The organism is Burkholderia cepacia (genome assembly GCF_001718835.1).
GTDB lineage: Bacteria > Pseudomonadota > Gammaproteobacteria > Burkholderiales > Burkholderiaceae > Burkholderia > Burkholderia cepacia_F.
The window spans coordinates 2,365,006-2,379,002 of sequence record NZ_CP013443.1; the positions used below are offsets into that span (position 1 = coordinate 2,365,006).

A 13,997-nucleotide genomic window follows, 5' to 3' on the forward strand; every position below is an offset into this window, starting at 1 on the left:
CGACCCGCGAGCGCCTGCGCCAAATGACCGGCGCTCGCTATGCACCAGCCATCCGGATCATCCTCCAATACGGCCGCCCGGCAATTCCGTTTTCGGCTCTGTATTCGCGCATCGCACTGCCATCGTCATCACTGTCATGGTGATGGTTCGAAGGTGTCGCAGTGCGCCTCTTTCTGTGTGAGAAGCCTTCGCAGGGCAAGGACATCGCCCGCGTACTCGGTGCGAAGCAACGCGGCGATGGTTGCTTTCACGGTGACGCCATCACGGTCACCTGGTGCATCGGGCATCTCGTCGAGGCGGCCGAACCCGACGCCTACGGTGAGCAGTACAAGTCATGGTCCATCGATCAACTGCCGATCATCCCTGATCCGTGGCGCATCGAGATCAAGCCAAAGACGGCGGCGCAGTTAAAGATCGTCAAGGCGCTGATCGCGCAGGCCGACGAACTCGTCATCGCGACCGATGCCGATCGCGAAGGCGAAATGATCGCCCGCGAACTTCTCGAGTTATTCAGTTATCGCGGTCCCATTCAGCGGCTGTGGCTGTCGGCATTGAACGACGCATCGATCCGGCAGGCACTCGGCGCGCTGCGACCCGGTTCCGAGACGCTGCCGCTCTATCACGCCGCGCTGGCGCGTTCGCGCGCCGACTGGCTGGTCGGCATGAATCTCAGCCGCCTCTTCACGGTACTGGGGCGACAAGCCGGTTACGACGGTGTGCTGTCGGTCGGCCGTGTGCAAACACCGACGTTGCGCCTGGTCGTCGATCGTGATCGCGAGATCGCGCGCTTCGTGTCCGTGCCGTTCTGGACCATCGAACTGGCGCTCTCCTCGAACGGCCAGCGTTTCACCGCGCACTGGCAGGCGCCGGACGGCAGCACCGATGACGCCGGACGTTGCCTGCAGCAACCCGTGGCCCAAAGTGCGCTCGCGACGCTTCAGAACGCGCGCGACGTTGAAGTGATGTCCGTCGACACTGAACGCATGCGCGAAGCGCCGCCGCTGCCGTTCGACCTCGGCACGTTGCAGGAAACATGTTCGCGACAGCTTGGACTCGACGTCCAGGAAACGCTCGATATCGCACAGGCCCTCTACGAGACGCACAAGGCGACGACCTATCCACGCACCGATTGCGGCTATCTTCCCGAAAGCATGCTGGCCGATGTTCCCACCATTCTCACGGCACTGGTGAGGACCGATCCCTCGTTGCTTCCATTGATCGCCACGCTCGATCCGACACAGCGCTCGCGTGCATGGAACGACGGAAAGATCACCGCGCACCACGGCATCATCCCGACGCTGGAACCGGCCAACCTCGCCGCCATGTCCGACAAGGAACAAGCCGTCTACCGATTGATCCGTGCCCATTATCTGGCGCAGTTCCTGCCCCATCATGAGTTCGACCGCACCGTCGCGCAGTTCGCGAGTGGGCCGGAACGGCTGACTGCGACCGGCAAACAGATCGCGGTGATCGGCTGGCACAGCGTGTTGAATGAACCGGCATCGAACGAGGATACCGGCGACGACAGCGAGTCGCCGCGTAGCCAAACCTTGCCGCCGCTGGAAAACGGCACACGCTGCGCGATGGAACAGGTCGAGGTCAAGGCACTCACCACGCAGCCACCGCGCCCGTACACGCAAGGCGAACTGATCAAGGCGATGAAGGGTGTCGCGAAACTCGTCAGCGATCCGCGCTTGAAACAGATCCTCAAGGACACGACCGGCATCGGCACCGAGGCCACGCGCGCCAGCATCATCCAAGGACTCATTGCCCGCGGCTATCTGCTCAAGAAAGGTCGCGCCGTGCGTGGGTCGGATGCGGCGTTCACGTTGATCGACGCGATCCCGGCCGCGATTGCCGATCCCGGCACCACTGCAATCTGGGAACAGGCGCTCGAACGCATCGAAGCAGGTGACATGACGCTCGACGCGTTCGTGACACGCCAAGCAACGTGGGTCACGCAGCTCGTGCAGCACTATGCGCAGACGACGCTGGCAATCAAGCTACCGCCATCGCCACCCTGTCCGCTGTGCGGCAGCACGATGCGACAGCGCACCAGTCAGCGCGGTCCATTCTGGTCCTGCACGCGTTACCCCGATTGCAAGGGCACCCTGCCCGTTGAAAAGTCCAAGACGAAACGTCGTGCCGCAGACACACCCCGCCGTGGCCACTCCTTCGGTCACGACGACTGACACGCATTCCCCCTAGCCACCGACCTTCTGCGAGGTGTGCGCACGCCGCGCGCGTGCGAAGGTACTCATGTCTCCAATCCTATGGAATACGCTGATCCTGTTTCCGGCTGGCCTGCCGAGGGGTCCCCTGACTGCATGCCTGACGTGCCGTCAGGCGACCCGTCGCGGTCCTGTCTGATCGCCGCCGGCGCCCACCGGCGAAACAATGGGCTCCCTTTGTGCGCGGATGTGCGCCAGCATGTACCGGCTCTCGCCACGACACGAGCCGGGTGCATCGCTGTGAACGAACGACAGGCTTACGGCAGCTGTGCTTCGATCGCAGGACACAGTGGCTACCTCCTCTTAGCCGGACGTTCACGCGTCCGGCTCACTGTTCACGCATCGACATCAGATACTACGTCCTCCGCGCATGTCCATCCCGCCGCTTTCGAGGACTATTGCTCCAACAAGGTGATTCGCTCGACGAGGCGCAGAAGCAGTTCATTCGCCACATCGTTCTTGACGTTATGGCGCCCGTGCGGTTGCGGAACGACCACCGACGCAATCTCCGATACCGACAAAAATTGCGCGTAGTTACTTTCTGTTGCTGCCCCGGCAGTCAAGCATGCCTCTTTGCCAAGCTGGGACGCCAACAGACCACAATCACCGCACACGACAGCTCGCTTGCTCTCGTGCCGCTCGCCCGGTGCATAGAAGGATCGATCCGACAGTACGAAGCTCCAATCACCCTTGTTCGATTTGCGTACGGTTTCAATCTTGGTCCGATCACACGTCGGACAGCGCCACGCGTCATCTACCGCCTTCCAGTGCTTGGCAAACGTGACCTTGGCCAAATAACCGATATCCCCCTCACGTGGTCGCACGCGCGGACGTTTATGAGCCACACGCCGCCACGCACTCACGTCCTCGGGCGGAGGCCGACGTTTGTCGCCGGCCAATTCGTAGATCGCACCCGGAACGCCATATGCGCTTTGAAGATACTCCGCATGCTGACGCACGTTTTCCGCCCGCTGCATGTACGGGAGTTCCTGATACCAATGCGTGTTGCTGGCCGCAATGCTCGCGATACGCTCGACGATCTTGAGCCGCAATGCAAACGTCTGCTCATGACCATGCCAGATGCGCGCCGCCTCCTTCACGTCGATCTCGTGAGGACTATTAGGACCCGGGCGAACGAATCGCCGGATTTCCTGCGGGGAATACGAGAAGTCCTTGTGGGTACCTACAGCCGCCTTGGCCGTGGGATCGGCCGCATTGCAGTCATCACAGATGAAGGCGTTGTCATAGGCCGACACCATCTGCGAGGCACGCGCAGCAAAGCGCTTCGCGAATTCGTCGGCGACGATGACTTTCTGCGCCTTGCATTGACGCTCGAATTCCACCTTGACGAGATCCTTCATGTGGTCGTGATGCTCGACCAGCCGGCACATCAGGTGTCCGTGGGTGTTCAGGCGAACGATCTCCGGCTTGGATCGCCCGCAGGCTGGGCACGTCCACTCCATCGGGGTACACGCCCACCCGAAGGTCATATCGACGCTCTCCGCGCCAAAGCGTTCGGCAAGTGTGCGCGTCAACGGAGACATGATGCCGTCCAGCGACACGGCGCCACTTGCCACCCGATCAAAAAACCGTTGCTTCGCCTCCTCATAGGAGGTCTCGCCATCTTCAAGGTCCATCCGATTTTTCCTTCCTGACTGAGCGTCGGCTCTTTCCCCATTCATTCCCATCGAACCTGACGACGCACAAGTGTACAGGGATGGCCGCTTACCTTCCTCAGCCCCACGACCATCAATGCGTCTGCAGCCGAATGCCCATTCCTGTTCGCGCTCGATGATGAACTGCTTCATGTTCATGCCGTACGCGGTCGATTCCTTCGACCTGTGCCCAGGCAGCCGATGGTCTTCAAGGTTGCGCTGCGTGTCATCGCAGTGACCGCCCACCAGTCCGCTTCGCATCGCTCGCCGCGGACGCTCATCCGCACCGGATGACGATGCTCGTGTTCCCTCGACCGGATGTCACTGCATCCCGTCGGGATGGGTGGCTGCCCTCTGCCCCTGAAAGGAGTGATTCATGGCTACCCCGTGTGTTTCACCGTGCTCCACCCCGCTGACGAATCCGCACTTCGGTGCGCTCGCCTGGCGATACACCGGCAAGCGATTGCCGCTGCATGTCCTTCGCAGCGTCGCCGGCTACTACATCGGCACCGCCGATGACGAAGGTCCCATCTCGCGCGAGTCCGTCGAGTATTTCCCGACACGCGATCTCGCCGAACGCGCACTGGTCGCCGGTTGCTGGACCCAGCGCTTTGTTCCCTGACAGCCCGTCGAGGTGATCCATGCATCCGAACCATCACGATGTCTTTCGTGCGCTCGCGGAAGCTGAAGCGCGTGAACGTCATGCCACCGAGGCCTTTTTCGAGGCATGGAAGCACGGCGTGGAGCTGGCCGGTGTGCGGTTCTTCGGCCAGGGCACACGCGAGGCGTTCGATCGTGCCCTCACCAAATGGGATCTGTGTCCCAACATTGGCCTGATCAAGAAAGCGATCGGTCCGATGAGTTCCGGCGAAAAAATCTTTCTCGCCGCGATGGTGAGTGTCTACGACGCACGCGACGGCGGTGCGCTGCTGCGCCGCGTTGGCGTCCAGGGTCTGTCCGATCTCGGCGGCCTGGACGCCCAGCGGCGTGAGGTAATCGCTTCGCTGCTTCTGCATTACGCCGGCTGGTAAGGTGTTTTCCGCGCCGCGTCCCGTGGCGTGTCATCCACCGGCCTGCCCGTCCATGCGGACGATCGCAGGCCTTTCGTCCCTTGTCGGGTTTCCATGCCCGGTGGGGATGGGAATCCGCCTTTCATCCTGGAGGTTCCCATGGCCGATCACGGCAATCCTTTTCGTCGCGGCTATCACGCACTGACCGTTCGCCGCATGCTCTGCATCACCGAGGACGATGACGTCCCGCCTTGTTATCGCCCGCTGCATACCTCGCAAACACATCTGTCTGATCTCGCAGTGCAATGTCATCCATGCATCTTCAATGCGGACTACGCACTCGTCACGGAAGGTCAGGCCATCCCGGACGACCTCGACGCGCAGTGCCGGCAATCCGGCATCGTCCGCATGACGGTGTATGAAATCACGGGCCGCGTGGGCGACACGCGGATGCATATTGGCGATGTCTATTCGCTCGAGGCGGCCCAACGCACGGTCGAACAGATCCGGTTCGACACCGGCGTGTTCAGTCGGTGCTGGGAAATCAGCAGTGGTCATCTGAGCGAGGATGGCTGGCGCTATCTCACCCGCTTGGCCGATGCCGGCCAACCCAGCGGACTGTTGTTCGAGGCGTTTCGCATACCCGCGACCCACGCCATCGGTTGCAAGCTGATCGCGACGCCGTGGACCGATGAACACCTGCGCGCGGTGGACGTGCAAACCGCCGCCGAACTGCGCGAGGAGCATCGCGAAGCGGGCATGCCCGATACGCTGATCGATCTGTTACATCAGGCCGGCGAGGCCGACGTGCGCGTCCTGATCTTCGATGCCGATGCGCGTCCGCTCGACGGTCTGCCGTTGTTCGGCTTCTGAACGGCGTTTCAAACGTCTTTCTTTCCCGACGCGTTCGCGTCGTTTCTCCCCTGGGGGCGCGCAGCCCCGACGGGGCGGCGTCCCTGGGTTCCCCCTTGCTCAAGGAGCTTCCCCATGGACCATGCTGCCCTTCGTACCCAATTGCCGGCGCTCGTCGGCCCCTTCCTTCCTCGCAATGTGCGGTCGTTCAACTTTCGCATCTACGACAATCAACCCGCCGTTTCCGCGCTGGGTTTCGTGATCGATCCGCAGCCGTTCGAAGGCAAAGTCATTGCCAAGACCGATCACGCCCTCATCGTGCAGATCGCACGCGCCCAGTTCGCCATCGTTGCTCGCCATCTGGCGAGCAACGATCCGGAGGAAGGCGCCAAGGTCGCGGTCACGCCGTATGCACGGCACCACTTCGACGGCACGCGTCTGGATGCGCCCGTCGAAGAAACTCGCAAAACGGCGGACGGCCAGACGTACACCATCCAGTCAGTCATCCTCGGCGGATCGACGACCAAGCTGCCTGTTCCAAAACCGCAATGCCCTGAGCTCGCGGCGCTGATCGAACAACTGGAGCAGTTACCTGCACCTGATCGCTTTCGACGCATCAGCCATCTGCTGGTCGATGCTGGTGCATGCGAGTTTGTGTCCGTCGATCCTGAGCCGGACGACACCACACCACCGTCGATCGCGTTTTCGGTCGACACCGCGAAGTTCAGCGGACAGGTGACGATCCGGTACGCCTACGGCATGGACCTCTACGTGATCGAATTGCGTCGCGACAGCAAACTCATCGAGCGTGTCGAGGAGATTTCCTTCGACATGCTCGGCGAGATGCTCGAACGGCTGATCGATGATGGCCACTGGCGGCAGATTCGCATTGATGTCCTCGCCCAACCCTCGCGCAAGCGGTGTGCGTGATCGACACGCCTCCACCACCCGGGCGGGCTTTCCTCGAATGAGGAACGCCCGCCCTCCGTTCCCTGCCGCACACACCGCGGCATCCCACCTCACTTTCACAGGAGCCTGCACCATGCTGCGATTTACAGCAACCGATCTGCGACCGGTGCTTCTCGAAGCCCGCGAGCGCCAATGTTCCGTTTTGCTGGTCAAAGATCATGGCGTGTATTTCATGGCCGAACACGGCGAAGTCAATCCGGCGGGCCATCGACGTCACATCGGCTATGCGTTGGAATGCAATCCCAACAAGGATGCGTTCGGTACCTGGTACGACCGTGCGCACGACGAACTGGGCGGCGACGATTTTGCCGAACACTTCGATGCGAACAACCCGCTGTTCATACGAGTCATCAACGACGGCTACGACCTGACGGTTCGCGCGACATCCAGCCACCTGCTGCTGGAAGTCGTGGAGCCAGCCACTGACGCCTAACCATCCTGACTCCAACCTCTCACATCGAAGCCCCTCGCAACAGAGGGGCTTTTTGCTGCGGCTTTTGTGCGGCGCGCACCATCGTACCGCTAGCTGTTTCAACTCGCGTTCAAACGTTTGAGCGCGAGTGCAGGTCGCTCCGTCAGGCTCGCGCGATAGTCACCGTGGTAATCGAACGATGGCGCGGGCGGCTGATCGGCGTACCAGAAGTTCGTAAATGCCGCCACATCAGGCGCGCAATACCAATGCGCGGCGCCGCTTTCATCCATGGCCCACCAGACCGCCGACTTCGGCGCCTGCTTCCAATCCACCTTGTCGTGGGGCATGTCGACCTCCTCGCGATGCATGTACCGATCACATCGACCCGATGCGCGATCGTTATCATGCGGATGCTTTGGAAACACCAGGTAAGCGATAGCACTGCGAGCTCGCTGAGTGTGCGTTTCGATCCCGATACGGACGCTCCAATGTCGTGCGGTTTATCGGATGACCCAATGCGAAGCAGCGTCGTGTCGGTTTTCCGCTCGCCAGAGTTTACGCCTGTACGCAAGCTTCGCGCATGTTCCGCTGCTTCGTCAGCGACATGCCCAGGTCGCCACGATCTTCAAGGCGACGCCGGAGATTTCCACTCCGTTGATCGAGCCCGTTCGCTTTCGGCATCCACGCGCGAACAACCATCGGCCTCGATGGTGATGCCACGGTCGTCCATCCGGATCACGTCATCCCATTCCTCACCCACGCGGGGTACCACACCTTCCGCGGGAATGGTGTGTCTCCGCATCAGTTATCAGGAGATTCACCATGACCACGTCGTCCACCGATAAGACGTACTTCGATCTTCACGTGACCGGCCTCGGTTACGTCAATCGCATTCGCGAGGTCAAACCGCGCAAAGGCGATGCATTTCTCGCCTGCGACATTGCCGCGCTCAACGGTCCCAGCGACGAACCCGAATACCGCTACTTCGACGTGCGCGTCTCGGGCGCCGATGCCCAACATCTGATCCGCCGCTGCGAAGAGGCCGTCGAGGCTAAACGCAAGGTGCTGATCGGCTTTCGCCTTGGCGACCTCTGGCCCGACCTCTTCACCTACACGAAGGGGAAGAACGAGGGCAAAACGGGCGTGAGTCTGAAAGCCCGGCTGCTCTTCGTCAGCTGGATCAAGGTTGACGGCCAGCTCGTCTATAAGGCCGAAGCCAAAGCGGCGAACAACGCCCGCGAGGACGCCCCCGTCTCGCAGGAAGACACATCGTCGGTGGATTCCCCTGCCACCGACGATGCTGAAATCTCCGCACCAGCCATGGCCGCCTCGTTCTGACCGCACGGGCCCAGGTGTTACTGGGGCCTTCTCTTACCGCCCGGTGTCGTCATCTGCCATCGATGGCGACGCCGCTTCATGAGGATGCCTCCCATGATCACGCTCTCCGGCCAATTGGCCATCAAGACCATCCACGGGCGCAACGGCGACTTCAATGTCGGTCGCCTTGCCACCTCCATCGGCGAGTTCGTCATCAAGAACGCCGAACTCGATCAATACGCCGAAGGCAAGTACGACGGCGATTTTCTCGTCACGGAAATTTTTCCGTGGACCTATCCCACCGGCGGCCGCATGGTCATCGAAATCCGTGCACGACTCGGTGGCATGACGCTGTCCGCCGCGGACGCACTGAGCCGCGACGAAGCGAGCGCCTTGAGTCCGCAGGAAGTCGATCCGATCGATGAGGAAACGTCCGCCACACCACCGGTACCCACCACGGGTTCGACCAGCGCGGCGCACGATCCGCTCATCGATACGACGCCGTTTGGCACGAAAGCGCCAGCCGCGCAGCACGCTGCGAGTGCCGGCCGTGCCAACGACGAAAGCTTGTTCGGCGCACTCTGGCCACTCGGCGACATCGTCAAGCTCGATGCCACCGTCGACCGGCGCCTGCTGCGTCAGCAGCGCGATCGGCTCGGCGCACTGGGTTACGAATTCGCACCACTCTCGCAGGATTGGCACCGCCTCGCCGCTTGATCGCTTTCTCCCCTGTTCCGCTCCTCCCCCGTTTGGGGCAACCGCTCGCTCCCCCGGCGACGTTGCCCCTCTTTTTTTTCTCTCAAGGACATCACCATGCCTACCTCCCTTGCTTCGCGTACGCTCTACCCCATCGACGAGTGCCCGGATCTGATGGCCGACGCCTGCGTGGGTGACGATCACGGCGAACTCGTCTTTCTGTCCGTCTGGGCGCGCGACACCGCAATCCAGGCCTTCCTCGCCCGTCTCACGCTCAGCCCCAGCGAACAGGGTCTCGACCGGTTCCATCTCGTCACGGATCAGGGCGTGTCGGTGCCCGTCATCGTCGGCAATGTCGAACGACTCGACAAGCGCAGCACGCGCGCGTTTCGCCGCACGCTGTTCGGCTCACTCGTCAACCTGTGGCTGTTCGACAAACGCTGCGTGAAGCCCGACAAGGCGAATGCGACGGCGCTCGCACTGCTGCCGCGTACCACGGTGTCAAGCACCGAACGGCTCTGGTCGCTGGTGCGCGATACCTGCCCCTTGCCATTGCTCGATCACTGGCACGACACCGTGCTCGAACTGCTTACGCACGGCGACATGCTGAGACGTCTGCCGCTGGCCCTCGGGCCGCTCGACGGTTACCGGCTGGCGATCGACGTGCCCGTATTGACGGCGGCGCTCGGCGAACGCATTCGCGAGGGACGCCTCTCGGCATCGCCCTCCGAACCCGCCGTCACGGCACCGCTGGTGTGCGCGGCCTGATCTCCCACGGGACATGCATCGTCGCATGCCCTCATCGTTCCTTCTCTTCAGGAGTATCCCCATGGCTCTGATGTTTCCGCGGCTGGCACGCAATTTTGTGAAAGCCGGCTATTTCCCCACCGACGAAGGCACGCTCGAACGCGTGCTCTTGGCACTGGCCCCCTCCACAGGGCCGATGTGCATCCTCGATCCATGCGCCGGCGAAGGCGTCGCGATCGCCGAAGCGGCCCATGCGCTCGGGCGTGACTGGGTACGCGTGTACGCCGTAGAGTACGACGCCGAACGCGCTATCCATGCCCGGCAACTGGTCGATCGCTGCCTGCACGGTGACCTGATGGACACGATCATCAGCCGCCAAACCTTCGGTTTGCTCTGGCTCAATCCGCCCTACGGCGATTTGAGTCGCGATGCGAACGGCAACCTGGGCTACCAGGGTCAAGGCCGTGCGCGTCTCGAGAAACTGTTCTATCAACGCACGCTACCGCTGCTGCAATACGACGGCGTGCTCGTATTCATCGTCCCCCACACCATCCTCGATGCCGAGCTGGTCGGTTGGTTGACACGTCACTTAGCGGATCTTCGCATCTACCGTGCGGTGGACACGCAGTTCAAACAGGTGGTGATCCTCGGTCGTCGCGTGCGACAGCGCGACCAGGCCGTCGACGGCGCCAAGGCGATACGCAGCCATTTGCTGGCGATCGGTCATGGCGACGTCGATGCGGACGAGCTGCCGGAGGCATGGTCCTTCGAGCCGTACACCGTACCGGTATCGCCCGCCGAGCCGGAGCATTTCTACCGGGTCACGCTCGATCCGGCGCAATTCGAAGACGAAGTGCAGCGCCTGCAAGGGTTGTGGCCGTCCGTCGACACGCATCTGGGCGCCGCGCAGCAAACTCTGCGTCCGCCGGCACGTGCATTGTCGCAGTGGCATCTCGCGTTGGCCCTCGCGGCCGGCGCGATCTCTGGCGTGGTGACCTCCAAGACCGGCAAGGTGCTGGTCGTGAAGGGCGACACGCACAAGGAGAAGACGCTGCAGACGGAATACACCGAGCGTGACGACGGCTCCATCGCCGAAACGCGCATCCTCACCGACAGGTTCGTCCCCATCATCCGCGCCTGGGACATGACACCGGGCTCGCCGACGCGCGGCGACGTACTCACCATTCGCTGATTGTCGCCCACCGACGACACGTCGCTTTCATCCACCCACCGGGGTCACCGTACCCCGCCGGGGTGCTGTGACCTCTTTCATCAACAGGAGGCATCCATGGCACTCGAATCCTTATCGCCCGCGCGCTTCACTCCCGGTCGTCTGATCATGACGGCCGGCGTCGATACGCTGATCCATCAGGGACGGCTCAATCCACTGCCTTACCTGCGTCGTCATCTTTGCGCTGACTGGGGCGAACTTTGCGACGCCGATCGCCGCAGGAACGACACCGCGCTCACACACGGCGACCGTTTGCTGTCGTCCTATCAGGTCACGCCTGACATGACACTGTGGATCATCACCGAATGGGATCGCAGCGTCACCACACTGCTCTTGCCATCGGAATACTGAGTTCCTCTTCGTTCCCCCTGGGGCAGGTCATCGCCCCACAGGGACGGTGCATGCCCCTTTCTTTTCCAAGGAGTTTGCACCATGTCGCTCGATACACTTTCCGATGCGCCCGAACAGGGCGATCTGCTCGAAGCAGCGGCCTCGCCGCTTACGCTGTCTCTGCAGGATTTCGTCACCGAGTTTGGCGACGAATTGCTGGAGGCCCTCAACAGCGCCAACCCGCCGGTCTACGCCGGGCAACCTCGCGCCCATCGTCAACTCGTCCTCGCCGGTCTCAAGCGCCGCTTGTTCCCTGCCCAGGCTGATGTCGTCCATGCCGTCACCGAGCTCCTGATCGAACGCCACGAGCGTGCGGCGATCGTCAATGGCGAAATGGGGTGTGGCAAAACGACCGTCGGCATCGCCACCGCAGCGGTGCTGCACGCGGTAGGCTATCGCCGCACGCTCGTGCTCTCGCCGCCGCATCTCGTCTACAAATGGCGGCGCGAAATTCTCGAAACCGTCGCGGGTGCCAAGGTGTGGGTGCTCAATGGCCCGGACACGCTTGTCAAGCTGATGACGCTGCGTGAAGCGTTGCATGTGCCGGCACAAGGTCAGGAGTTTTTTGTGCTGGGCCGTGTGCGCATGCGCATGGGCTTCCATTGGAAGCCCGCGTTCGTGCATCGTCGCACCGTACACGGCTCCATCGGTGCCTGTCCGCACTGTGGCGACATCATCACCGACCTCGACGGCGAACCGATCAACCCGATCGAACTCGATGCCGAGGACATCCGTCGCAAGTGCGCGCACTGCGCGTCACCGCTCTGGACGCTGATGCGTCCACGCACGGTGTCCGCCAACGATCAATCGACCGCCGTGCTCAAGGCGCTCAAGCGTATTCCGACCATCGGTGAAGTGACCGCACAGAAGCTGATGAAGCAATTCGGCGAGGCGTTTCTTGCGTCCATGCTCGGCGACAACCTGTTCGAGTTCATCAACCTGATGGACGAGCACGGTGAGCTGGTGTTCTCCGACCGTCAGGCCCAGCGCATGGAACGCGCGATGGCGAACATGGAGTTCGGCTTCGGCGAAGGTGGTTATCAGCCCTCCGAGTACGTCAAGCGCTATTTGCCGCAAGGCACGTTCAACTTGCTGATTGCGGACGAAGCGCACGAGTACAAGAACGCGGGTTCCGCACAGGGCCAAGCCATGGGCGTGCTCGCCGCCAAGGCGCGCAAGACGTTACTGCTCACCGGCACATTGATGGGCGGCTACGCCGATGACCTCTTTCATCTTTTGTTCCGGTCGTTGCCGGGACGCATGATCGAAGATGGGTATCGGCCGAATCGCCAAGGCAGTCTGACATCGGCCGCGATGGCTTTCATGCGCGATCACGGCGTGTTGAAGGACATCTATTCGGAGAGCACGGGTTCGTCGCACAAGACGGCCAAGGGCTCGAAGATCACGGTGCGCACGGTCAAGGCGCCCGGGTTTGGTCCGAAGGGCGTATTGCGTTGCGTCCTGCCGTTCACGGTGTTCCTGAAACTCAAGGACATCGGCGGCAACGTCCTACCACCGTATGACGAGGAGTTTCGCGACGTCGCGATGACGTCCGAACAAGCCTCAGCCTACCGGCAGTTGTCGGGCACGTTGACGATGCATCTCAAGCAGGCGCTCGCCAAACGCGATACGACCTTGCTCGGCGTGGTCCTCAACGTGCTGCTCGCTTGGCCCGACACGTGTTTTCGGTCCGAGACGGTGAAGCATCCGCGCACGCACGCGATGCTGGCGTTCACACCCGCGCAATTCGGCGATCTGGACGTCATGCCGAAAGAGCGGGAACTCATCGACATCTGCCGACAGGAAAGAGCCGCCGGTCGCAAGACCTTGGTCTATAGCGTTTATACGGGTACGCGCGACACGGCGGCCCGGCTGAAGACGTTACTCGAGCAGGAAGGCTTCAAGGTGGCGGTGCTGCGCGCAAGCGTGGACGCCTCCCGCCGCGAAGACTGGATCGCCGAGCAGCTCGATCGCGGGATCGACGTACTGGTCACTAACCCGGATCTCGTGAAAACCGGCCTGGATTTGCTGGAATTCCCGACCATCGTCTTCATGCAGTCCGGGTACAACGTCTACACGCTGCAACAGGCCGCGCGTCGTTCCTGGCGCATCGGCCAAAAGCAACCGGTGAAAGTGATCTACCTCGGCTACGCCGAGACCTCGCAGATGCACTGCCTTGCCCTGATGGCGAAGAAGATTGCTGTCTCACAAAGCACCTCGGGTGATGTGCCCGATTCCGGCCTGGATGTGCTCAATCAGGACGGGGATTCGGTCGAGGTAGCACTGGCCCGTCAGCTGGTAACAACGTGACCGTCCTTTCTATGCCGCTAACCCGTTTCGGGCTAGCGGCTTTTTTCTTCTGCTGAGATTTGTGAGGAGATGAAGGTCGCCTATCGCACCATACCGTCATCAGGAAAGCCTTCGCCGCAGCGGCTGCTTGCCGCGTGAGACCGTTTCTCCTCTATCCATGATCGACGCCTTCCGGCA

At 61.9% G+C, this 13,997-nt stretch carries 14 protein-coding genes; 12 read left to right on the forward strand and 2 right to left on the reverse strand.

What is annotated here, in order from left to right; translation table 11 throughout:
- The first annotated feature begins 161 nt into the window (after positions 1-161).
- Positions 162-2,192, forward strand: a complete 2,031-nt coding sequence (locus WT26_RS14200; RefSeq protein WP_069270315.1) for a DNA topoisomerase III — start codon at positions 162-164, stop codon at positions 2,190-2,192.
- A gap of 434 nt (positions 2,193-2,626) precedes the next feature.
- On the opposite strand, the gene WT26_RS14205 is transcribed toward WT26_RS14200, so the two are convergent.
- Positions 2,627-4,039 (reverse strand): hypothetical protein, encoded by a 1,413-nt coding sequence (locus WT26_RS14205; protein WP_230461568.1) that lies wholly within the window; start codon positions 4,037-4,039, stop codon positions 2,627-2,629.
- A gap of 223 nt (positions 4,040-4,262) precedes the next feature.
- Here WT26_RS14205 and WT26_RS14210 point away from each other — a divergent pair, with 223 nt between their 5' ends.
- The 5 genes from WT26_RS14210 (at position 4,263) to WT26_RS14230 (ending at position 7,150) form a co-directional block, all read left to right on the forward strand.
- Entirely contained in the window at positions 4,263-4,508 is a 246-nt protein-coding gene (locus tag WT26_RS14210) for a hypothetical protein (RefSeq protein WP_004538148.1), read from the forward strand.
- A 19-nt stretch (positions 4,509-4,527) separates the two neighbouring features.
- Complete coding sequence (locus WT26_RS14215) at positions 4,528-4,917, forward strand: hypothetical protein (protein WP_069270316.1); 390 nt, start codon at positions 4,528-4,530, stop codon at positions 4,915-4,917.
- Positions 4,918-5,055: 138 nt separating this feature from the next.
- Positions 5,056-5,769: an ABC transporter substrate-binding protein gene (locus WT26_RS14220; RefSeq protein ID WP_069270317.1), complete on the forward strand. Its 714-nt coding sequence runs from the start codon at positions 5,056-5,058 to the stop codon at positions 5,767-5,769.
- A 114-nt stretch (positions 5,770-5,883) separates the two neighbouring features.
- On the forward strand, positions 5,884-6,678 hold the full coding sequence (locus WT26_RS14225; RefSeq protein ID WP_069270318.1) for a GTPase: 795 nt from the start codon (positions 5,884-5,886) through the stop codon (positions 6,676-6,678).
- A gap of 112 nt (positions 6,679-6,790) precedes the next feature.
- Positions 6,791-7,150, forward strand: a complete 360-nt coding sequence (locus tag WT26_RS14230; protein WP_069270319.1) for a DUF3085 domain-containing protein — start codon at positions 6,791-6,793, stop codon at positions 7,148-7,150.
- Positions 7,151-7,248: 98 nt separating this feature from the next.
- On the opposite strand, the gene WT26_RS14235 is transcribed toward WT26_RS14230, so the two are convergent.
- Positions 7,249-7,476, reverse strand: a complete 228-nt coding sequence (locus tag WT26_RS14235) for a hypothetical protein (RefSeq protein WP_069270701.1) — start codon at positions 7,474-7,476, stop codon at positions 7,249-7,251.
- Between the two features lie 475 nt (positions 7,477-7,951).
- Between WT26_RS14235 and WT26_RS14240 the strand changes: the two genes are divergently transcribed.
- The 6 genes from WT26_RS14240 (at position 7,952) to WT26_RS14265 (ending at position 13,820) form a co-directional block, all read left to right on the forward strand.
- Positions 7,952-8,467: an STY4534 family ICE replication protein gene (locus WT26_RS14240; RefSeq protein WP_069270320.1), complete on the forward strand. Its 516-nt coding sequence runs from the start codon at positions 7,952-7,954 to the stop codon at positions 8,465-8,467.
- A gap of 93 nt (positions 8,468-8,560) precedes the next feature.
- Complete coding sequence (locus WT26_RS14245; protein ID WP_015601026.1) at positions 8,561-9,163, forward strand: DUF3275 family protein; 603 nt, start codon at positions 8,561-8,563, stop codon at positions 9,161-9,163.
- Between the two features lie 96 nt (positions 9,164-9,259).
- Entirely contained in the window at positions 9,260-9,910 is a 651-nt protein-coding gene (locus WT26_RS14250) for a hypothetical protein (protein ID WP_069270321.1), read from the forward strand.
- A 61-nt stretch (positions 9,911-9,971) separates the two neighbouring features.
- Positions 9,972-11,081, forward strand: coding sequence for a DUF6094 domain-containing protein (locus WT26_RS14255; RefSeq protein ID WP_069270322.1), 1,110 nt, complete (start codon positions 9,972-9,974; stop codon positions 11,079-11,081).
- Between the two features lie 96 nt (positions 11,082-11,177).
- The gene (locus WT26_RS14260; protein ID WP_069270323.1) at positions 11,178-11,471 is read left to right on the forward strand and encodes a hypothetical protein; all 294 of its coding nucleotides are present in this window, start codon (positions 11,178-11,180) and stop codon (positions 11,469-11,471) included.
- An 81-nt stretch (positions 11,472-11,552) separates the two neighbouring features.
- Positions 11,553-13,820: a DEAD/DEAH box helicase gene (locus WT26_RS14265; RefSeq protein WP_069270324.1), complete on the forward strand. Its 2,268-nt coding sequence runs from the start codon at positions 11,553-11,555 to the stop codon at positions 13,818-13,820.
- The last annotated feature ends 177 nt before the right edge of the window (positions 13,821-13,997 follow it).